At 43.7% G+C, this 20,200-nt stretch carries 22 protein-coding genes; 12 read left to right on the plus strand and 10 right to left on the minus strand.

Annotated features, from left to right (window positions below; all coding sequences use genetic code 11):
* Positions 1-5 precede the first annotated feature (5 nt).
* Complete coding sequence (locus RH89_RS27335) at positions 6-1,595, plus strand: putative bifunctional diguanylate cyclase/phosphodiesterase (protein ID WP_022561490.1); 1,590 nt, start codon at positions 6-8, stop codon at positions 1,593-1,595.
* Between the two features lie 37 nt (positions 1,596-1,632).
* On the opposite strand, the gene RH89_RS27340 is transcribed toward RH89_RS27335, so the two are convergent.
* Entirely contained in the window at positions 1,633-2,259 is a 627-nt protein-coding gene (locus RH89_RS27340; protein ID WP_004409012.1) for an outer membrane beta-barrel protein, read from the minus strand.
* A gap of 363 nt (positions 2,260-2,622) precedes the next feature.
* On the opposite strand from RH89_RS27340, the gene phhA reads away from it, so the two are divergent.
* The 5 genes from phhA to RH89_RS27365 all read left to right on the plus strand — a co-directional run bounded on the left by phhA (position 2,623) and on the right by RH89_RS27365 (position 6,294).
* Positions 2,623-3,408: a phenylalanine 4-monooxygenase gene (gene phhA, locus RH89_RS27345; RefSeq protein ID WP_004409014.1), complete on the plus strand. Its 786-nt coding sequence runs from the start codon at positions 2,623-2,625 to the stop codon at positions 3,406-3,408.
* Positions 3,409-3,419: 11 nt separating this feature from the next.
* Positions 3,420-3,758 carry a 4a-hydroxytetrahydrobiopterin dehydratase gene (locus RH89_RS27350; RefSeq protein WP_004409016.1) on the plus strand — a complete coding sequence of 113 codons (339 nt, stop codon included), beginning with the start codon at positions 3,420-3,422 and terminating at the stop codon, positions 3,756-3,758.
* Between the two features lie 313 nt (positions 3,759-4,071).
* Complete coding sequence (gene ectA, locus RH89_RS27355; protein ID WP_004409017.1) at positions 4,072-4,611, plus strand: diaminobutyrate acetyltransferase; 540 nt, start codon at positions 4,072-4,074, stop codon at positions 4,609-4,611.
* 23 nt (positions 4,612-4,634) lie between these two features.
* Positions 4,635-5,897 carry a diaminobutyrate--2-oxoglutarate transaminase gene (gene ectB, locus RH89_RS27360; RefSeq protein WP_004409018.1) on the plus strand — a complete coding sequence of 421 codons (1,263 nt, stop codon included), beginning with the start codon at positions 4,635-4,637 and terminating at the stop codon, positions 5,895-5,897.
* Positions 5,898-5,907: 10 nt separating this feature from the next.
* The gene (locus RH89_RS27365; RefSeq protein WP_004409019.1) at positions 5,908-6,294 is read left to right on the plus strand and encodes an ectoine synthase; all 387 of its coding nucleotides are present in this window, start codon (positions 5,908-5,910) and stop codon (positions 6,292-6,294) included.
* A 91-nt stretch (positions 6,295-6,385) separates the two neighbouring features.
* Here RH89_RS27365 and RH89_RS27370 read toward each other — a convergent pair whose 3' ends face one another.
* A complete protein-coding gene (locus tag RH89_RS27370; protein WP_004409020.1) occupies positions 6,386-6,958 on the minus strand; it encodes a tetratricopeptide repeat protein in 573 nt (190 codons plus the stop codon).
* Between the two features lie 410 nt (positions 6,959-7,368).
* On the opposite strand from RH89_RS27370, the gene RH89_RS27375 reads away from it, so the two are divergent.
* A complete protein-coding gene (locus RH89_RS27375; protein WP_004409022.1) occupies positions 7,369-7,629 on the plus strand; it encodes a hypothetical protein in 261 nt (86 codons plus the stop codon).
* A 57-nt stretch (positions 7,630-7,686) separates the two neighbouring features.
* Here the strand turns inward: RH89_RS27375 and RH89_RS27380 are convergent, their stop codons facing one another.
* Positions 7,687-8,835, minus strand: coding sequence for an Acg family FMN-binding oxidoreductase (locus tag RH89_RS27380; RefSeq protein ID WP_004409024.1), 1,149 nt, complete (start codon positions 8,833-8,835; stop codon positions 7,687-7,689).
* Between the two features lie 126 nt (positions 8,836-8,961).
* On the opposite strand from RH89_RS27380, the gene RH89_RS27385 reads away from it, so the two are divergent.
* Positions 8,962-9,381, plus strand: a complete 420-nt coding sequence (locus RH89_RS27385; protein ID WP_244410444.1) for a MarR family winged helix-turn-helix transcriptional regulator — start codon at positions 8,962-8,964, stop codon at positions 9,379-9,381.
* 47 nt (positions 9,382-9,428) lie between these two features.
* Here the strand turns inward: RH89_RS27385 and RH89_RS27390 are convergent, their stop codons facing one another.
* Positions 9,429-9,917, minus strand: coding sequence for a GNAT family N-acetyltransferase (locus RH89_RS27390; RefSeq protein WP_004409027.1), 489 nt, complete (start codon positions 9,915-9,917; stop codon positions 9,429-9,431).
* A gap of 54 nt (positions 9,918-9,971) precedes the next feature.
* Positions 9,972-10,775: a Cof-type HAD-IIB family hydrolase gene (locus tag RH89_RS27395; protein ID WP_004409028.1), complete on the minus strand. Its 804-nt coding sequence runs from the start codon at positions 10,773-10,775 to the stop codon at positions 9,972-9,974.
* Between the two features lie 397 nt (positions 10,776-11,172).
* On the opposite strand from RH89_RS27395, the gene RH89_RS27400 reads away from it, so the two are divergent.
* Positions 11,173-11,625: a hypothetical protein gene (locus tag RH89_RS27400; protein WP_004409029.1), complete on the plus strand. Its 453-nt coding sequence runs from the start codon at positions 11,173-11,175 to the stop codon at positions 11,623-11,625.
* Between the two features lie 111 nt (positions 11,626-11,736).
* Here RH89_RS27400 and RH89_RS27405 read toward each other — a convergent pair whose 3' ends face one another.
* Positions 11,737-12,555, minus strand: coding sequence for an alpha/beta fold hydrolase (locus RH89_RS27405; RefSeq protein WP_038147593.1), 819 nt, complete (start codon positions 12,553-12,555; stop codon positions 11,737-11,739).
* Between the two features lie 248 nt (positions 12,556-12,803).
* On the opposite strand from RH89_RS27405, the gene RH89_RS27410 reads away from it, so the two are divergent.
* Positions 12,804-13,676 carry an aspartoacylase gene (locus tag RH89_RS27410; protein ID WP_004409032.1) on the plus strand — a complete coding sequence of 291 codons (873 nt, stop codon included), beginning with the start codon at positions 12,804-12,806 and terminating at the stop codon, positions 13,674-13,676.
* Between the two features lie 66 nt (positions 13,677-13,742).
* Here RH89_RS27410 and RH89_RS27415 read toward each other — a convergent pair whose 3' ends face one another.
* From RH89_RS27415 to RH89_RS27425, 3 genes are all read right to left on the minus strand, one after another.
* Complete coding sequence (locus tag RH89_RS27415; RefSeq protein WP_004409033.1) at positions 13,743-14,744, minus strand: CobW family GTP-binding protein; 1,002 nt, start codon at positions 14,742-14,744, stop codon at positions 13,743-13,745.
* Between the two features lie 102 nt (positions 14,745-14,846).
* Positions 14,847-16,181, minus strand: coding sequence for a dihydroorotase (locus tag RH89_RS27420; protein WP_004409035.1), 1,335 nt, complete (start codon positions 16,179-16,181; stop codon positions 14,847-14,849).
* Between the two features lie 90 nt (positions 16,182-16,271).
* Positions 16,272-16,730 (minus strand): Fur family transcriptional regulator, encoded by a 459-nt coding sequence (locus RH89_RS27425; protein ID WP_004409037.1) that lies wholly within the window; start codon positions 16,728-16,730, stop codon positions 16,272-16,274.
* A gap of 319 nt (positions 16,731-17,049) precedes the next feature.
* On the opposite strand from RH89_RS27425, the gene RH89_RS27430 reads away from it, so the two are divergent.
* A complete protein-coding gene (locus RH89_RS27430; protein ID WP_004409039.1) occupies positions 17,050-17,556 on the plus strand; it encodes a hypothetical protein in 507 nt (168 codons plus the stop codon).
* A gap of 70 nt (positions 17,557-17,626) precedes the next feature.
* Here the strand turns inward: RH89_RS27430 and RH89_RS27435 are convergent, their stop codons facing one another.
* Positions 17,627-18,670 (minus strand): GMP reductase, encoded by a 1,044-nt coding sequence (locus tag RH89_RS27435; protein ID WP_004409040.1) that lies wholly within the window; start codon positions 18,668-18,670, stop codon positions 17,627-17,629.
* Positions 18,671-19,156: 486 nt separating this feature from the next.
* Here RH89_RS27435 and RH89_RS27440 point away from each other — a divergent pair, with 486 nt between their 5' ends.
* Positions 19,157-20,152: a 2-hydroxyacid dehydrogenase gene (locus RH89_RS27440; protein ID WP_004409042.1), complete on the plus strand. Its 996-nt coding sequence runs from the start codon at positions 19,157-19,159 to the stop codon at positions 20,150-20,152.
* Positions 20,153-20,200: the final 48 nt, after the last annotated feature.

Raw genomic sequence — 20,200 nt, forward strand, 5'->3', positions numbered from 1 at the left:
TGAGTGTGATTCTATTTGCGGATTTATTGGTCTTTCTGGGAATTGTGTTTTTGGGCTTAGGGCTCAAACCTGCTGTTCAGATTTGCCAAAAAACCCATGAAATCGGCTGGCAAATTCTTCTCACATTGATCATTGCTTTTATGATCGGTTATTCCCTGTTTCTCTTCTACCTCCTCAGTATTCGAACTATTACGTTTGTCGAACTTGGCATGTCTGCCATTTTGTTCGGCGGGAGCCTGTTCGTAGCTTTGGTGGTTAACTATTCGCTCAAAAGCATCGGAAAAATTGATGACATAGCTCAGCTTGAACGTTACAACGCCATGCACGATTCCCTTACCCAATTGCCCAACCGCCATTATTGCATGCAGCAACTGGACAAGCGCATAGAGCGCAGAACACCATTTTCTGTGCTGCTATTCGACGTGAATAACTTTAAGTACGTCAACGACGCCATGGGTCACCAGTTTGGTGACATGCTGCTACGGCAAATTTCCCAAAGACTCAGCATGATACTGCCCAAACAGGCTTTTTTTTCCCGCATCGGAGGGGACGAGTTTGTCGTTATTTTGAGAACCGGTGGGCGCAGACCGATTGAAGAACTTTATACAGTTATCACTGAAGAGTTGAGCCATCCGTTTAATCTTGGCGAATACAGCATCATCGCTTCTATCAGTACTGGGGTAAGTATCTATCCGGAATACAGTACCGAGAAAGACCAGATCCTAAAGCAGGCAGATGTCGCAATGTACGAAGCGAAAAACTCCGGTTGTGGTCTCTATTTCTATTCAAGCGATTTGGCGGACAAAGCCAAAGAGCAACTGGATATTTCTAGCCAACTGACTTCCGCTTTGCACAATCAGGAATTTGAATTGCATTACCAGCCAATCGTTAACACACGCTACAATTCCCTTTACGGGTATGAGGCATTAATACGTTGGCCCCAAGCCAATGGCACCTTTATCTCCCCGGAAGTGTTTATTCCGATTGCAGAGCAATCCCACATCATTAGGGACATTACCGACTGGGTTGTGAATCAGGTGATCCTTGATATGCAGCTTTTTCACGAATCGGGCATTGATGCCAGTATTCATCTCAACCTTTCCGCCAAGGATCTTAATAGCCGCGCCCTGTTTAACAACCTCGAACAGCTGGTAAAAAGTGACCAGCTCAATGCCAACCGTCTTGTGCTGGAAGTCACCGAAAGCAACATGCTCAAAGATTTGAAAAACACCAAGCAAGTGCTTCAGGCTCTGCGTGAAATTGGCTTTAAAATCAGTCTCGACGATTTTGGTACTGGGTATTCTTCTCTTACCTTGTTGAGAGAACTGCCCATAGATCAAATTAAAATCGATAAATCCTTTGTGTCTGGGATGCATCGAAGCGAAGCAGACCACGCGATTGTGAAATCATCTATCTCACTCGCTCATGGTTTAAATTGCACAGTCATTGCGGAAGGGGTTGAAGAAACTGAGTTGATGGTACTTTTGGATACCGCGAACTGCGACTATGTTCAGGGCTTTATCAACGGCAGAGCTCAGACTCTTGAAGACATTATATTCTGGACGAAGCAGCATCAACTAAAAAGCGCCATCTGATAGACGGCGCTTTCTTTAAAATTCTAAAAAGGGAAAGTTAGAACTGGTAACCCATGGTAACAAACATGCCGTACAGATCGGCATCGCCCTGCTTACCATCTTTCTTCAATGTTAAATGGTTGCCACGCAGCTCGGCACCGAATTCAAAGTCGTTATCCAGCTTGTAAGACGCCCCTACCGACCAAACGTAACCCGCACCTTTTGCACGAGGTTTTGAATCTTTATCAACCACGCTGGTCTTTTTATATTCCAGAGCTTCAACAAAACCGTATGAAAGACCTGCAATACCATAAATCTCAACGCACTCCGTCAGTGAATAGCTCACTTTTGGTGCCAGGTTTAGCGTTAGAGAACTGATCTCTTCGACTTCGTAAAGTTTTGAAGTATCAGATTTTTTCTTCGAGTTGTAGTGAATATCTCCCGAGAAAGAAACACCTAAATGCAGTTTCTGACTCTTCGTCCATGATGAAGTCATACGAGAATAATCGAGAGAAAGCGCTCTACCTGCTAACTCGTAATCCCCAACGGCTGCGACCTTAGACTGGAAACTGGATCCGCCAACTTTGGCAGTAAATAAGTGATATGTCTCTGGACGCTCTTTTGCGTTAACACCTGCAGACAAAGCTGCAACGCTGGCAAAAACTAAGGCAAACTGTTTTTTCAAAACGAAATCCAATTAATCTGATTGTGTTGCATGAGAATCAGTGCGAATGAGTTCAAGCCAAAACATTCACAATATCGGGATATTCTCACAATTGATTAAGCGCGCGAGATTCTACACAAATAACACACATATCAATAGAATTATTTCCCTTTAATCGTTAAACAAATTGCCTGAATTTTCATAGTGTGAAAGGGCGCACTTTCCTAGCCACAAATACCCATTACTTCTCGCCTTCGCATCAAGTTGTAAAAATATTGTTACAGGTTAATATTTTTACAAATCGTTTGTTTTGTAGACGATAAATCAGATTTCATTGATAGTTACCATAACAAATGCAACATATTTGCAACATCATGGTGACTTATGACTAAGCAAAGCCAATACCGTTCAAAGTCGGCAGATGAGAACGGAATCATTCAATGGACGGATGAAGAAAATAGCGTTTGGCATCAGCTTGTAGAGCGCCAGTTAGGCTGTATTCAGAACAAAGCCTGTGACGAGTATATGGACGGGCTTGATAAATTGAATCTCCCGTCTGATCGGCTGCCACAACTGGAAGAAATTAACGCTGTACTCAAACCAGCAACTGGCTGGCAATGCGAAGCAGTTCCCGCATTAATCAGTTTTGATCGTTTTTTTGAGCTCCTAGCCAACAAGCGTTTTCCCGTCGCTACCTTTATCCGAACAAAAGATGACATGGAATATCTTCAGGAACCGGACATTTTTCATGAAATTTTCGGTCACTGCGCAATGCTCACCCACCCCGCGTTCGCGACGTTTACAGAGAAGTACGGCAAACTTGGATTGAACGCATCGAAAGAAGATCGGGTGTTTCTTGCTCGGCTTTACTGGTTCACGGTGGAGTTTGGGCTGATAAAAAACCAGAACGGTCTGAGCATTTATGGCGGCGGTATTCTCTCAAGCCCCGGCGAAACCCAATACGTGTACAGTGGAAAACCCGTGATCGCTCCACTTGATCCTATTGAAGTACTGCGAACACCTTACCGAATCGATATTATGCAACCCAAATATTTTTATTTAGATGGCATCGAACAGCTCTTTGAACTGGCTGATCTCGATATCATGTCGTTGGTGAAACGTGCAAAATCACTTGGGTTGCACAAACCTATGTATGAACTTGAAAGCTAAAAGGAATAATGATGTCAGAAACACTTTCAGAATCGAGTTGCGAAGCCTGCCGAATGGATGCACCAAGAGTTGAAAAGCAAGAGGCAGAGCAGTTACTTCTACAAATTCCTGAATGGAACCTTATTGAAATCGATGGAATCAATCAGCTTGAGCGCATATACAAATTCAAAAACTTTAAACAGGCGCTCGCTTTCACCAATCTAGTCGGAGAAATGGCAGAAAGCGAAGGTCATCACCCCGCCCTTACGACAGAATGGGGCAAAGTAACCGTTCAATGGTGGAGTCACTCCATCAAAGGGCTGCACCGCAACGACTTTATCTGCGCGGCAAAAACCGACCTTCTTTTCTAACCCCACATTCGCAAAAACACCTGAACATAAGGGCATTGAGGAAAAACACAATGCCCTACAACCTCTCCTATTCCGACAGCGCTTTTAGCGCCTTTCCTAAGCCAAGAAATACCGATTAACACATCATAATGACAACTTCGTTAACTTTTTGTTTGAACACGAAACATTAATAGACATGCTTTATTTCATTAATTACTGGGCTTGAGATCATATTTTTGTGATCATTTTCTTATAAACTTGATTTGAGCTCTAATTAATGTACCCTTTTCTCGAGCAATAATGTTTAGACCTCTAAAGGATTATGTGGCATCAAATGACAGTTGCAGCACCTTGGGTAGCCTTCCCAGAGATATTAGAAAAAACTAAAGGCACATGGATCTTCCGTACACCAGATAAGACCGATGGCGACAATATCCACCAGCTTATTGCGAAGTGTCCGCCACTAGATACCAACTCTTCATATTGTAATTTTCTTCAGTCCTTTCATTTCAAAGAGACCTGTGTCTTAGCGGAATACAAAGGTGATCTTGCAGGATTTATTTCTGGCTACCGAAAACCTAACTCCCCTAATGAGCTATTTGTTTGGCAAGTCGCGGTTGCCCCTTCACACAGAGGTAAAGGACTCGCGTTTGCAATGCTAAGAAACCTGTTGGAAAGAGAGAGTTTAAAAGGCATCGAATACGTTGAAACCACAATAACTGAATCCAATCAGGCGTCATGGAGCCTGTTTAAAAAATTAGACAAAGAGAATGGCGACAACGGAAGCAAATCAATTTTTTTGGATGAAGCCGACCACTTTAACGGCAAGCATGATACTGAGTACTTGTATCGCATCCCTTTATTAAAAATTTAACCCAAGGAAAAATCAGTCCCACGATGGATATTTTTAAGAAAAAGGAATCTAGAGTTAGATCCTATTCAAATAATTTCCCAGTTGTCTTTAACAAAGCTTATGGTTGCTGGCTAGAAACTGAAAACGAGAAGTACCTGGATTTTCTAGCTGGCGCAGGCTCCCTTAATTACGGGCACAATCACCCAATTTTAAAAGACACTTTATTGAGTTACATAGCCGACGATGGTCTTGCACATGGTCTGGACATGCATTCAGAAGCCAAAGGGAATTTTTTGCGTGCTTTCGAACAATTCATCCTTACTCCCCGAAAGATGGATTACAAAATCCAGTTTACCGGACCAACCGGAACTAACGCGGTCGAAGCAGCCTTAAAGCTAGCCAGGAAAGTAACGGGGCGACATAACATCGTTGCCTTTACTAACGGATTCCACGGTTGTTCAATGGGCGCATTAGCTGCAACTGGTAATCAGCATCACCGCGGTGGAGCCGGGACCGTTTTACATGGTGTAACCCGCGTACCTTATGAGAACTACGCGGATATTGACGGCTTAGCACTTTTTGAAATGATGCTGTCAGACAACTCGAGTGGTATTGAAAAACCAGCTGCCGTTCTTCTCGAAGTTGTTCAGGGCGAAGGCGGTTTGAATGCGGCAAGTAATGAATGGCTTCAGCATCTGGAGCAAATTTGCCGTGCACACGGAATATTGATGATTGTGGATGATATTCAGGCAGGTTGTGGACGTACGGGCACATTCTTCAGTTTTGAACCTTCTGGGATCAAGCCGGATCTTGTCACTCTGTCAAAGTCTATCAGTGGCTTTGGTCTTCCGATGGCAATTGTACTTCTTAAGCCTGAACTCGATATCTGGAACCCGGGCGAACACAACGGCACTTTCCGTGGGAATAATCACGCATTCGTCACTGCGGCAAAAGCACTTGAACTATATTGGGCGGATGATCAGTTTCAGCATCAAATCACCTCTCGCTCTCTTCAAGTCAACTCTCATTTGGAGCGAGTTTTAATTCAATACTCTCATCTCTTTAAAAGAATTAAGGGAAGAGGAATGATGATCGGGATTGAATGTAAAGCACCTGAAATTGCCGCTCAAATCACTCAACAGTGTTTCGAAAGAGGCATGATCATAGAGACAGCGGGTCCAAACGACGAAGTCGTTAAGTTCTTCTGCCCTCTTACTATAACCGAGGAAGAACTTGACCAGGGTTTGCAAATTTTTGACGCAGCCGTGGAATTCATCGCTCATAACAACGTAAGAAAAGCATCGTAAGGAAACCAGAATGATTGTACGTACTTTGGAAGAATGTCAGAACAGCGAACGACGCGTGGTCTCAGAGAACTGGGAAAGCGTAAGAATGCTGCTTAAAGATGACAAAATGGGCTTTTCTTTCCATATCACAACCATCTACGAAAACACCGAAACTCATATTCACTACAAAAATCATCTTGAATCCGTGTATTGCATGAGCGGTGAGGGAGAAATTGAAGTGATTGGCGGTAAAACTTACCCAATAAAGCCAGGTACGCTATACATCCTGGATAAGCATGATGAGCATTACCTGAGAGCTTACAAAGACAAAGAGATGGTCATGGCTTGTGTCTTTAACCCACCGATCACTGGCAGTGAAGTTCATGATGAAAACGGCGTTTATCCCATCGTCGAATAGTCGCTTTGAGTGATTCCAATAACGACAAATTAAAAAGGGTCGCAAACGCGACCCTTTTGAATGATACGACTTAAAAGACTTTATACAGCTCTTAAAAAATTGTCAGTTCGTTTTCAGACAGAAAAACAATGGCATCTTTGTAGCCGTTTTTAGCAGCACGGTACATGTACTCAATTGCTGCATCTTCATCTTTATCACCACCTTCGCCTTCAATCAGCATTTGGGCGAAAACAAACAGAGCATTGGGCAAGCCAGAATCCGCAGCAATTTTGATGTATTTTCTTGCTTTTATCGGGTCAGGACGGACGCCTAAACCCTGAGAGTAAACAGTATGCAGTTTTAGTGCAGCATCGGCATTCTGACTGGATAAAGCTCGTTTAAGCCAGAAGATCGCCTCAGCGGTGCTTTTCTCTAATCCATTACCGTGAAGTTTTATCTCCCCTAACGCAACTTGTGCAACAGGAGAGCCCTTGTAGGCGTATTCTTCGGCAAGCCCGATGTATTCATCATCGGAAGCGCCTGAGAGCTTGTCCAGATAATCAGAGTCCAGTAGTTGAGCCTGCTTCTTACGCCTCTTCGCCTCTGACTGGGCAATCGACGACTCAGGAGACTTGTCCTGAGAATGAGGTGCAAACAAGTTTTTGGGGAAATCTGAATCGGACACGAGAAAACCACTCAAAGCCTAAAATTATCAGTAAGGGGTGGAGAGTATGTCACGAATAGATAAACACACTCTTAACGTTACACAAAATTGCCAAGCTTCTCGCAAGTTGAGTGATTTTTCATCGCAATTTAGAAAATTAACTGGCTAGAAATCGTTGTAAACCCATACCGAACAACATGTTCATTCTCACTTTGTGACTGGAACTCATATTCGAAATTCTGACAAATACACGTGAACGATGAAGCTCAAAAAATCTTCAAATTTTCTGATCGCCAAAAGTACAATCAAATCATCGCGATAATTGAGTTGTTTATAATTTAGTCATATTTGGTAACACACCAGAGTAGAGCTAGGGTGATCGTACAGGGTATGGTTAGAGTAAGAACCCAAAAATAGAACAAGGGCTCACCATGAACACAATGTCAGAACCGGCGAATCAAAACGAAAAATTTGATGAACTCATGAACCGTGCGGTAGCGCTACGACACGAAATTCGTTCGCTCGTCGACGCACCCCATAGTCCGACAAAGGCAGTCTGCCTGAGAGAAAGACAACGCGAGTTGGATTACGTTCATCAACAGGCAGAAATCATTATTTATGGCGAAGACAGTATTCCAGACCGATTGCCCACGCCGCCAGATAGAAACCACAGCCAAAGAATCACTTCCTGAACAAGATTGAATAGCGACCCTGCTCGGTCGCTATTTTTATCTCCATATGTACAAGCATTAAATCAAGATATCAGTGACTTCTCTTCGCGGTGATTCAGGAGTTCTTTTAGCTTTCCCCAAGCGAAAAAGCATTTGCACTGTATGAGCTTCTGGAATATTGAAATACGATTTGAAGTCACGCTGTAAAGGCAACATATCTTGATATTCTTGTAAGATCTGGCTCATGGGATGTTGTGCAATGCCCAGTGACTCGGTAAGCAAGTTGATTCGGTTGTAAAGTCGCCCTACTTCTAATTGAGTCAAACGTCGGTTGTCTTTACTCACCAGCATTGCAAAGTATCGGGTGCTCTTTGTCACCGATTTTGTCAACTTCACTCCCTCTTTCCCAAAAGCTGCTGGATCTTTTAACGCACTTTCTCGCGAAACAAAAAACTGCTCAGCCAACCAACGCTTGGCACCAGTAACACCGTTCTGCGGAAGACCAAATCCGTCGCGATAACGCTTTAACTCTTCGTCGTTAAATCGAAACATATTAATGGTCTCAAGGCTGCGTTGACTATTTTGCTCTTCAATGACCATAGCGTTGTTCAAAAAGTTTCGCATGGTTTCATTCTGTTCCGCACTTTGAATCAATTTGAGCAGGAACTCAGTCCCTTTGACTGAATCAAGTACCTGCTCAAGTTCGGTTTCAGAAAGTCTTTGTTCATCGTATACCGTTTTATTCGACTGACGGGTAACGAGCAGATTGAATAACGGATCAGGTTTAACATTAGAATCAGCAACTAATCGTATTCTAGCCACTGGCTTGTTCTCTAGTACCTGATTGTTGTATTCCCCGTCGGGAAAATAAGTGACGTTCGCTCGTGTAGCAAAGTGACTAGCTGCGACGACTAAGCTCTCAATAAATGTGCCATGCCCAATGTGAATCTGGCGGTGGATTGGATCAGTCTGAGGCAGCAAGCGTTCGCTGTCTACGTAAAGCAGAATGGTGTCTTCACCCTCCAGCGCTACTTTCCAAGGTTGAGTGTTGTGGGGGTTTGGGCAGAGCATTGCATAGCTGATAAGTGTCTTTCTCAAATCAGAATACGTCTGAGTAGGTCTGAGCAACGAGCCAGTGGTGCTGGAAAGCTGACCCACTACGACAGGACCTGCGGCCACAACAACTGCGCCTGCACCTAAGACTTTAATGAAGTTTCTTCTGTTCATTGCTATACCCTTTCTGACTAGTTTGCTAAAATACATTCCACGGAATAAATATATATTCCATGGAATATTAATCAAGAGATTTTAATCAAAATGTTGACAGAAAAGCAGAACTTATCATTTAAGATAATGATTTCGTTGGGAATAATTAATCAGCTAACAGACTCTTGGCTTGGAAAGGCTTTAGCACCACTTGGGCTAAACCAGTCTCAGTTCAATCTGCTCAACCACTTTTCTCATCAGCCAGAGCGAGAACAGACCATTAGTCAGCTTGCTCAGGTGATGCAGATGAACCAGCCAGGGATTACAAAGGTGGTCAATAAATTGTTCGACATGGGATTGGTCGACATTCAAAAAGATGAACAAGATGGCAGGAAAAAATGGGTCAGAATTAACGAGAAAGGTCTCGCAAAGGTTCAAAGTGCATTTAGCAGCTTTCTGCCCATGATGAACGAATGTTTTGATGATTGGACTGAGGACGACATGAGTCAAATGCTATCCCACAGTAACAAATTGAAAGTGTGGCTGGATAACAACAGAGATATATAAGATTGAATGTTAGACACCGCTGCCTGTAGCGACTGTAGTTGGAATAGTTAAAACTGAAACCGGATAAAGTGCATTTCGAGGTCGGTATCTACGTCTTTGGAAAGCGAATAAGCGTTGCCGACTAAGTTTTCCACCGCGGATTGCCAGAATTTAAGCGCGCCGTGATTACCGATTAGCACACGAATTTGCCAGTCCCCCGGGAAACGATTGACCACGGTATGCAAAGCCTTTTTGCCCACGCCCATACGCTTAAATTTACGCAATACAAAGAACTGAGCGACATCAAACACGGCTTGATTATTGGGGTATTTTCGAACCAATACAAAGCCTGCTAACTCATCCTCAACATAAATGAAGAAAGGCGTGTGATCTTCGCGCTCCCAATACACATCAAAATTTGAAGAAGGGTAAGTGAATAGCCCTTCTTCATTTGGGTTCCAGCCCATAAATTCAGACATATCGTAAATGTAATAGGGAAAAAGGTTCTCCAGAATATGGCGCGAACTTTCTTCAATCTGTTTAAGCGAAACTTCCATTACACCCCTGCTTTACTTCTGAGCCAAACCACACGTACGCGCTGCATCAAATATCTAGTTCTGGTTCAGAACTTTCTCTTTGATAACGGTTAGAACGCCTTGTTCATCTTGGTGAGGAGCGGTGAAACGGGCGAGACTTTTGATCTCAGGGTGGGCATTTTCCATCGCATAGCTGTGGTAAGTCTCTTTGAGCATTTCCACATCATTAAAGTAATCGCCGAAACTCATGCTTTGCTCAAAGTTAAAATCAAACAACCCTTGTAAGTGCCTGATCGCCGTTCCCTTAGACGCTTCTTTGTGCATAAAATCTAGCCAGATTTTCGCACTAACGACGACCTGATGAGTATCCCCAAACTTTTCAGCCACCACAGGGTAAACGTGCTCTTCTGTGCCTTCGTAGTTCAGGATCGCTATTTTGATGAACTCATCATCCACTTCAAGCAAGTCTTCGACGCATTCTACTCGATGGTAATAATTCTGAATCTCTTCGAATTTGCTAGACTCAGCGGTTTCGATATAGGCAGAATTTTTACCACAGAGAACAACATCGGAATTCGGAATATCACGAACCGTGCGAATAATACTGTGCACTTCGTCTTTGGGTATCACACAGCTGTATAGCTCTTTGCCCTGATGCATTACAAACGCGCCATTTTCAGCAATGAAAATCATGTCGTCGGCAACCGATTCAAACATACTCAGCAAACTGTAATACTGCCTGCCGGATGCCGCAGCAAACAAAACTTCGCTTTGCTTTAGCGAGTCAAAAACATCGTAAAATTCTTGGGGTAGCTGCTTAGCGCTATCTAGCAAAGTGCCATCCATATCACTGGCAATAAACTTAATTTTTTCTTCCAAAACGACTCCGAACCACTTACAAATTCGCCAGTTTTAGCGACAAAAAACAATTTAGGGAGAGCTAAAATGCCACAATTCGTTACCAACGTGAACTTTTAATACTTCTTTTAACATTGATATGAGAATCAGATAAACGGTTCAATAAAAAAGCTTGCCATTTTTCGAATCCAACCAATCCCTTGTTGTGTTTAATAAAAAACGACCTTTTTTTAAACACCTGACAACAACTAACCAAACATTAACTTGAACTTCCTGATTATGGTGTAGACTTAACTGTATAACGTGTTGTAGTCAGGAGCTTATGGAAGCAAGCTTCTCGCCTCACACATTTTGCCTGTAATTAACCAATTCTCGGATTGGACATAATAAATAGAGTGTTAAGAAAGAGACTCCATCGATGACGGTCATGCTTTACCCAACTAAAACTTCGCCGAAAGGCTACAGAGTTCAAGACAAAGTCCTTAACGTACAAAAATACTTCCCTTTTTCTAAATTCGACTCGCCCAAGAAGGCCGAGAAGTCTGCCTACGCATTTCAAGAACAGCTCAATGAAAAACGAAGGGTAAGAGATATTCGACTCTCGCTCGATGTGAACCAGATATTTCATGCCGACGGCTCTGTTAAGGGCTTAAGCAAACGAAAAAGACGCTACGGAGAGGAAGTCGTCGAAGCTCTTCGGGCGCAAGTCACGGTAGATGGCAAGCAAGTCTCAACCGACTGGCAACTCAAAAACCGCACCTTTCGTGAGGCTTATAAAGGCATTCAGGACTGGATCTTGGACAAACGCGGTATCGCCCGAACAAGAGAAATAACCAATATGTTTAAAGAGGCTGAGCACCTTTACAAATAGCCTTGAATTGGGTCTAGGTTGATAGCTTGTAAGAGTTGAAACAAAAACGCAGTGCGAAATGCACTGCGTTTTTCTTTGCGTGAATCGATAGAGCCGTACACCAGCTCGCGTTTAGTCTTCAAAGAATTCCAGAATGGCTTTTGCTAACGCTGAGGGGTTTTCCTCAATCACAAGGTGCCCAGCTTCAGGCACGGTCACAAGCTTTGCCCCCGGGATCTTGCTTTGCAGTGTGTATGCTTGATCACAGGGTATCCATTGATCCTCTTCACCCCACAAAACTAAAACGGGTGCCTTAGCGTCTGCAAACCTATCCTGAAACTCATCGGTAAACTTTGAATCCGCTTGCGCTATTTGTCGGTAAAATGCGGGTTTACCTTGTTCGCCTGTCCAGGGTGCCAGTATTCCTTCAATGGTCTCTTCACTCAGTTGTTGATAAGCCGCCGTCTTTATATAAGCTTCAACAATGGCGGTGTGAATATAGTCCGGGACGCCAGCAAACGCGCTTTCATGTTGCTCGATATGTTTAAAGAACGGTGAACCCCAGGGTGACAAGGCTACCGGGTCGATAACCGCTATTTTTCGATAGTCTCGGTTATCAAGAAGATGGTTGCGAAGAACCGTCGTGCCACCAAAGTCATGCCCTACTATATAGGGCGAGTCCAGTTGCCAGTATTCAATCAAAGCATCCAGAAGCTGATTCTGTATACCAAGTGAAACATCAGCATCGCTTTTATCGGATTCGCCGTACCCTAACAAATCGAAATAGTGCACTCGGTATTGAGTAGAAAGCTTTTGTATCAAGTGTCTGAGATTAAATGAAGACCAAGGCGTGCCGTGAACAAGTACCACAGGTTCACCTTCACCCTGAATGCCATACTTTACATCCCGACTTTGAAAACTAAAGGTGTCAGACAGACTCCAAATACTCATCTTCGCTCCTTGATTTTGCGTAACTGCACACATATAGACATCTTCCCAAATATGTGCAAAGTAGAATATTGACTAATGTTGCAACGGGTTACGTTTATCTAATCCAAGGCTTTGTGATTTCTGTGAATATCCACACACCAAATAAATGTTATGATATAACATCACCAAACTATACAATTTCACCAAACATCTCATTACAGCGAACAACACACCGCTTTTGACTCAATTCAGAATGGAATTTCTACCTCATGGACAAAGTTAACCAAGTACTTCTCGTTTCAGGTACTCATGGCAACGAACTTTCTGGCATATACCTTCATAAACTGATTAAGGATGGCTTGTATCCCGCAAGCCGGGATTCGTTTTCGTTCGAATCCATCATCGCAAACCCACTCTCAATGGAACAGAACTGTCGCTTTGTTGATCACGATTTAAACCGACTCTTTTCCTCAGCCACACCAGAAGAAGAACCAGACTCCCATGAGATAAACTTAGCCAAGCAGTTAAAAGACAAATACTCAGAGCAAAGCAATCAGTTGGTAATTGATTTGCACAATACCACCAGCAATATGGGTGCAACGCTTATTCTGCTTGCTGATTCTCCTTTCTATCAACAAATGGGAGCCTACGTTAAACAACGAATGCCCAATGCCTATATTCTTTTTGAATCTCAGCAATCGTGGGATGAACATCCTTACCTATGCACACTTGGGCAGCATGGCGTGATGATAGAAGTTGGTGCTCAGGCACATGGCTCACTGAAGTCAGACACTCTGGATTTGATGAAAACCATGTTAACGGCGGTGCTGGATTTTGTCGAAAATCACAACATCAACAGGCTTCCTGCCCTAAACAACTATGACGCTTTCTATCTATTTGAAGAAGTGAAAATTCCACTCGATGAAACCGGCATGCGCATTGCGACCGTTCACCCGACGATTTGCGGCAGAGATTTCGAAGCAGTAAAACCCGGAGAACCTATCTTATCGACATTCGCAGGGGGCGATTATTCTTGGGAAGGAAAACATGATGTATACCCGCATTTCATTAATGAAAGTGCTTATTGCAAGAGCAATATTGCCATGGCATTAGCGAAGAAAAAGCAGGTTAAGGTGAGCTAAAACAAGCTAAAACCCACATTAAAAAGCATCTGCGACCATTATCTAACTCGCAGATGCTTAATTTATCTATCCGTGAACACAACCTAAAAGCTGAGATTCAAAACTTTCATCAACCTTAGTTGAGATCAGCTCTATTCTGCTTTCATAACAGTCATCAAGCTCGGCTTCTGCCAGCCCATCCGACGTCATGTTGTATCCGAATATGCCGCTCTCTGTGATGAATACCGCTTTCATACGTTCTACATTAAGACCAGCAAGCAACGCTAAGAGCGTATTGCGATTAAAGATCTTCTCAGGAGAAAAGCGCCACCCCACACTGTGAAAACCCTCCCCTTGGTTTGTTGCTTTCAATACACCGCTTTCTGGTATAGGAAGCTCCGACGCCAGTGGTTTACTGTGACCATGATGGTGGTGATGCGGAGGTTGCGAGTGGACAGTCGTCTCCCCTTCAAATTCAGCGAAAGGAATGTCGCCATGCTGCGCAAAGATAACTCGGGTATTTGGTCGCCCAACCTTAGCGACATACTCTTCCAACGTTTCCATTTCATCGCCCTGATACAGGTCCAACTTATGACCCACCACGGTATCGGCAATCTCTATTTGTTGGTTGAAGGTATCGTGTTGGGTGTATATCGAATCTGACAGTTTCCGCGCATCCACCAGCGTGATGTTTTTTTGCAACGACAAAACTTTGCGGTAATGTTCAGACGAAAGCACTTGAAGCACTTCTTTTGGATGACCAAGCCCAGTCGGTTCAATCAAAAGGCGATCTGGTTTTGCTTCTGATAACAACTGATTCAGTGCGATCTGCATTGGCAATCCAGCTGCACAGCACATACAACCACCCGGTACTTCACGGATAAAAACCTGCTGTTTTTCATCGTGATTACCCTGAATCAAGCTTCCATCTACACCAATTTCTCCGAACTCATTAACCAGCACTGCCCAGCGCTCGTTACAGGGCTTATTTTTCATCATATGGAGAATCGCAGAGGTTTTACCTACGCCTAAAAATCCAGTAATGATATTGGTAGGCACACCCAAATTATCTATGTTGTCAGAGCTCACTTGCCACTCTCCTTCTTTTGACTCGCCAGGTAAATCACCTAGCGAGTCAGTCCTCTTTTGCAGTCCGTTTTTATACTAAACGGTACTGCCTGAATAGATCACTTACCTGTCAAATGACATACGCATCGCCGGCGATTGCACATCAATCAGAGAATCGTTGGCATAAACCAAACCGCCATTCACCCAGGTATTTTTGATCCGAGATGTGAATTCATGCCCTTTAAACGGAGACCACTCACAGTGATATAGGATGTTCTCGCTCGTTACCTTGGTTGAAGTTTGGGCATCAACCAGTACCAAATCAGCGAAGTAACCCTCTCGGATAAACCCACGATCCTGAATCGCGTAACGAATGGCTAGGTTGTGTGCGGTTTTCTCTACCACCTGTTCGATATTCATTCGACCGTGATGCACATGATCCAATAACGTAAGCAAAGCATGCTGAACCAGAGGTAATCCCGCTGGTGCCTGATTGTAGTCCACCTGCTTCTCTTCCCAGGTGTGAGGAGCATGATCGGTCGCAATAATATCGATTTGATTGGTATGAAGAGCCTGTATCAGCGCATCTCTATCACTCTGGTACTTAATGGCAGGGTTACATTTAATCTGGTTACCTAGCGTGGTGTAATCCTGATTACTGAACCACAAATGATGCACACATGCTTCAGCAGTAACGTGTTTGTTTTGAATTGGTCCCGATTCGAAAAGCGCCAGCTCTTTAGCAGTAGTGATGTGCAGAACGTGCAACTGGCTTTGGTATTTCTTCGCCAAATCTACGGCATAAGAAGAAGATGCAAAGCACGCTTCATCGTCTCGTAAAACAGGGTGATCTTCTATGGTGAAAATCGGCTTTTTACTAAGGAGGTGCTCTCGGTTTTTACTGATCACAGGTCCACTTTCACAATGAGTCACAATTAATACTGGTGCATCACGGAAAATAGCATCCAACGCTTGTGGATGTTCAACCAGCAAGTCGCCAGTCGACGCACCCATAAACACTTTTACGCCACAGTGATTTTTAGGATCTAAGCGTTTAATCTGTTCAAGATTGTCTTCAGTGGCTCCAAGGTAAAAAGAATAGTTCGCCACCGAGTTTTGAGCAGCAATCGCGTATTTCTTTTCTAATGCTTCAATGGTTGTGGTCGCCGGACTAACGTTGGGCATTTCCATATAACTGGTGATACCACCCGCCACTGCAGCGCGAGATTCTGTTGCGATCGAGCCTTTATGAGTTAACCCCGGCTCGCGAAAGTGAACCTGATCATCAATCATTCCCGGAAGCAGATATGCCCCCTTTGCGTCGACGATATTATCGGAAGGCTGCGCCGTTATGTCGGCTTCTATTTTTTCAATTCGCTGACCGACGATCCGCAAATCCGTTTCTGTGATGGTTCCTTCATTTACCACGCGGGCATTCTTGATTAGCGTTGCTGACATAGCGTTTCGACATCTCCTTTAATGGTGAGGCTTAAAATAAATTCAAATTGGTAGGTGGTGTGCATTACCACTGCTGCATAAACGAATTGATTAAGATTGCTTTGCGCACTCGTCGCACACACAGCTAATCTCTAGTTGGGGGCTGACTACTGTAAAACCCTCTTTGCGAGCAGTAGATTGAAGACCGACGATCACTTCAGGGTCTATGGTATGTTCGGTGATTTTTTCGCATTTAGAGCAAATGAAAAACTGAGAAACGCCGTGTTCGCAGTCGCGCAGAATATGAGAACACGCAACGTACTTGTTCGAGACCTGAATCTTATGAGCCAAGTGCTCACCTTCCAGAAATTCTAAGATACGGTAGACCGACATAGCCGGAATGATCTGGTTGAACTGTTCTTTGCAGTAATCCACTAACTCATAAGCAGACAACGCCCTATTAGAGTGAACCAGAGCGCGAAGCACCAATTCTCGCTTTGCTGTTAGCTGCTTTCCATTCGCCTTACAGCCCTGCTCTACGTGTTCGATAATTGCATTAATATTTTTCATTTTGTCGATTATCCATTGCTTTCGCGCATAATGTTATAACATAACATTTCAAACAAAAACCCATAATCGAAAACAAATGTAAAAGCGCAATTGCATAAGCCAGTTTATGAAAGGAATTTCTATAACCTGATATGCATTTTGTATCGATTCCCAAAATAGAAGGAGTTGAAAAAACAATATGCAACCAAGAATAAATCATGTTTTTCTGGCGAAAACTTGCCTACGTTGAATCAGAGTCAAGTTTCTTCGAGAAAGCCATCTTTTATAGATCGTTACCCTGCTAGCCTTTAACTTTAAATCTCATATGAACTATAAGAATATGAATTTTGGACATGTGTTTATAACGCTCTTTAAGTGGTTTACTGGTATCTCAGTCGTCCTGAGCTCATCAATCTCAGCTACCTCTTATGAGATGTACCTTAAAGAACTAGTTAAAGAAAATTATAGCGTGTTGAACAATAAAATTGCTCTTTGCAATAAAGATCGAAAGGAGTCATTTGATAAAGCCGAAATTACAAACAAGTGGTTTAACGGTTTATCGAAGAAAGATAGAGGTGAGGTCATCATCATGCTCGCTAAAATAGCGGACGAACGGTGTTATGCGCTGGAGTTGAAAAGCTATTCAGATTCTGTAGTTCAGTACACATCAAATACTGGAGATCAATCGGTTATGAAAGACTGGTTGATATTAAGACGCCTCTATGCTTCACACTCGGAGCTCGAAGCAGTAGCTCATATAGATTTTGATAAAGTGATTGCGCTTAGTAAAGAGGCTCCATTTGACCAACCATTTAATGGTATGAGTTTGCTTACTCTTTATCGATAAGCACATTACACCTCAACATAGAAATAAGGCAGGGTAGATTCCCTGCCTTAGCTATCGTATAAAAGCTTAGTTACTCTTTTCCGTATACGTTGTTTTCTTGTTCTTGCACTCGGATAAAGGTGGTGCGTTTGGTCAGTTCTTTAAGTTTAGCTGCGCCTACGTAAGTACAGGTTGAGCGCACGCCGCCAAGAATGTCTTGGATGGTGTTTTCAACTGGACCACGGAATGGAAGCAATACGGTTTTGCCTTCTGCTGCACGGTATTTTGCAACACCGCCGGAGTGTTTATCCATCGCAGATTGGGAAGACATGCCATAGAACTTCATAAACGTCTTGCCGTCTTTTTCAACCAGATCGCCGCCCGATTCCTCGTGACCCGCCAGCATGCCGCCTAGCATGACAAAATCGGCACCGCCACCGAAGGCTTTAGATACGTCGCCAGCACAGGTACAACCGCCGTCACCAATGATGGTGCCGCCTAAACCGTGCGCTGCATCGCCACATTCGATAATGGCGGAAAGCTGTGGGTAACCAACACCTGTTTTAACTCGTGTAGTGCACACACTACCCGGACCAATGCCTACTTTTACAATGTCGGCACCCGCTAGGATTAGCTCTTCGGTCATGTCGCCAGTCACGACGTTACCTGCGGAAATGACTTTATCAGGGAATGCGGCACGCACTTTAGATACGTATTCGCACAGGTGCTCCGAGTATCCGTTGGCAATGTCGATACAAATGAAGATAAGCTCATCGCTTAAGGCAAGAATGTCTTTCGTTTTCCGGAAGTCGGCGTCGGATGTGCCTGTGCTCACCATTAGGTTGTTGAGCACGCTTTTGTCGGCAGATTTAACAAACTCAGCCCAGTCTTCCACAGAGTAGTGTTTGTGAACAGCGGTCATGACTCCATTGGCAGCCAGGGCTTGCGCCATTTCAAAGGTGCCGACAGAATCCATATTGGCAGCGATCACAGGGACACCAGACCATTGACGACCACTGTGCTTGAAGGTAAACTCGCGGGTTAAATTTACTTGGGAACGGCTTTTTAGGGTTGAACGTTTCGGGCGAAACAGGACATCTTTAAAACCTAACTTGAGTTCATGTTCGATACGCATGGTATGCAATTTCCTTTAGCTATGTATTGCATGCCCGTAGAAAGTTGGCTGGCAGGCCACCTTTCAGACGCGAATCTCTTTGGCAGAAGAGTTTCACGTTTTTCGGACACAAAAAAACCGGAGCGTTGGCAGACGCTCCGGTTTTCAGCATTATAGGCACTAAAAGATTCCTGACAAGACTAATATTTGTAATTTTTTTGTGTTACCTTACCGAAGAATTCATATCTGAAACCTTTCCATTTTCTGGTTTATCTTCCTAATTTTATTTAGAAATCACCTCATTAATCTCTATTATTTTCTTTAATAACAAACAGTTAACGCTCAGTAAATTTGGGGTTTATTTTTGTTTTGAACGAGCGTATTAATAACGCAATCAGCATGTTCGCACCGTGTAAGTATACGTAAGTACCCCGCTTTTTGATGCATCACGCAAGTCTAGGGTACTCACTTATACTAATAACTAACTCTATAACGAGGAGTATAGTCATGCTTAAGATCGCATTTTTCAGTTCCAAGTCTTATGACGAACGCAGTTTTAACCAAGAAAACGAACGTTATTCGTATCAATTCGAGTTTCATGATTTTCGATTAACCGAGCAAACCGCACGTTTGGCTTCGGGCTGTGATGTTGTATGCGCATTTGTAAACGACGACTTGTCTGCCCCGGTTCTACAGCAACTCGCAGACACAGGCGTTAAAGTAGTAGCGATGCGCTGTGCGGGTTTCGACCGTGTAGATCTGCAAACTGCTGAAGCCCTTGGCTTAAAAGTCGTACGCGTACCTGCGTATTCACCAGAATCCATTGCCGAGCATGCCGTGGGCATGATGTTGTGCTTGAATCGCCGTTACCACAAAGCATACCAGCGCACTCGTGATGCTAACTTTTCCCTTGAAGGCTTGGTTGGCTTTAACTTCCACGGTAAAACCGCTGGTATTGTCGGCTCGGGCAAGATTGGTCTCGCCACCATGCGAATTCTGAAAGGTCTGGGCATGGAGATTCTGTGTTACGACCCGTATCAAAACCCTGCGGCTATTGATTTGGGTGTGAAATACACGGAATTAGAAGAAGTGTACAAGCACGCTGACGTGATCAGCCTGCATTGCCCTTCCACTCCTGAAAATCGCAACATGCTCAACGCCGATGCGTTCTCGAAGATGAAAGATGGTGTGATGATTGTAAACACCAGTCGTGGAGATCTTCTGGATTCTGCTGCTGCAATTGAAGCATTGAAATCTGGCAAGATTGGTTCTTTGGGTCTGGATGTGTACGACAACGAGAAAGAGTTGTTCTTCCAGGACAAATCAAACGATGTCATCGTCGACGACGTGTTCCGCCGCCTATCGGCATGCCACAATGTGATCTTTACGGGTCATCAGGCGTTCTTAACCGATGATGCACTAAGAAGTATCGCTTCCGTGACTCTGCAAAGTGTGTCGGATGTGCTCAATACTGGTAGCAGCCAGAATGAAGTAAAGGCTTAAGTCTTTGAAAAAGCAAAAAGCCCAGCCTAATTTAAATGGCTGGGCTTT

The sequence above is a fragment of the Vibrio nigripulchritudo ATCC 27043 genome (assembly GCF_000222685.1).
Lineage (GTDB): Bacteria > Pseudomonadota > Gammaproteobacteria > Enterobacterales > Vibrionaceae > Vibrio > Vibrio nigripulchritudo.

Excerpts from the sequence above, each read along its gene's own strand:
- phhA (WP_004409014.1), top strand. The coding sequence starts at position 2,623 with ATGACTAAGCAAAGCCAATACCGTTCAAAGTCGGCAGATGAGAACGGA.
- RH89_RS27375 (WP_004409022.1), top strand. The coding sequence starts at position 7,369 with ATGAACACAATGTCAGAACCGGCGAATCAAAACGAAAAATTTGATGAA.
- RH89_RS27400 (WP_004409029.1), top strand. The coding sequence starts at position 11,173 with ATGACGGTCATGCTTTACCCAACTAAAACTTCGCCGAAAGGCTACAGA.
- RH89_RS27410 (WP_004409032.1), top strand. The coding sequence starts at position 12,804 with ATGGACAAAGTTAACCAAGTACTTCTCGTTTCAGGTACTCATGGCAAC.
- RH89_RS27385 (WP_244410444.1), top strand. The coding sequence starts at position 8,962 with ATGATTTCGTTGGGAATAATTAATCAGCTAACAGACTCTTGGCTTGGA.
- RH89_RS27405 (WP_038147593.1), bottom strand. The coding sequence starts at position 12,555 with ATGAGTATTTGGAGTCTGTCTGACACCTTTAGTTTTCAAAGTCGGGAT.
- RH89_RS27435 (WP_004409040.1), bottom strand. The coding sequence starts at position 18,670 with ATGCGTATCGAACATGAACTCAAGTTAGGTTTTAAAGATGTCCTGTTT.
- RH89_RS27420 (WP_004409035.1), bottom strand. The coding sequence starts at position 16,181 with ATGTCAGCAACGCTAATCAAGAATGCCCGCGTGGTAAATGAAGGAACC.
- RH89_RS27390 (WP_004409027.1), bottom strand. The coding sequence starts at position 9,917 with ATGGAAGTTTCGCTTAAACAGATTGAAGAAAGTTCGCGCCATATTCTG.
- RH89_RS27425 (WP_004409037.1), bottom strand. The coding sequence starts at position 16,730 with ATGAAAAATATTAATGCAATTATCGAACACGTAGAGCAGGGCTGTAAG.
- RH89_RS27365 (WP_004409019.1), top strand. The coding sequence starts at position 5,908 with ATGATTGTACGTACTTTGGAAGAATGTCAGAACAGCGAACGACGCGTG.
- ectA (WP_004409017.1), top strand. The coding sequence starts at position 4,072 with ATGACAGTTGCAGCACCTTGGGTAGCCTTCCCAGAGATATTAGAAAAA.
- RH89_RS27380 (WP_004409024.1), bottom strand. The coding sequence starts at position 8,835 with ATGAACAGAAGAAACTTCATTAAAGTCTTAGGTGCAGGCGCAGTTGTT.
- RH89_RS27430 (WP_004409039.1), top strand. The coding sequence starts at position 17,050 with ATGAATTTTGGACATGTGTTTATAACGCTCTTTAAGTGGTTTACTGGT.
- RH89_RS27350 (WP_004409016.1), top strand. The coding sequence starts at position 3,420 with ATGTCAGAAACACTTTCAGAATCGAGTTGCGAAGCCTGCCGAATGGAT.
- ectB (WP_004409018.1), top strand. The coding sequence starts at position 4,635 with ATGGATATTTTTAAGAAAAAGGAATCTAGAGTTAGATCCTATTCAAAT.
- RH89_RS27440 (WP_004409042.1), top strand. The coding sequence starts at position 19,157 with ATGCTTAAGATCGCATTTTTCAGTTCCAAGTCTTATGACGAACGCAGT.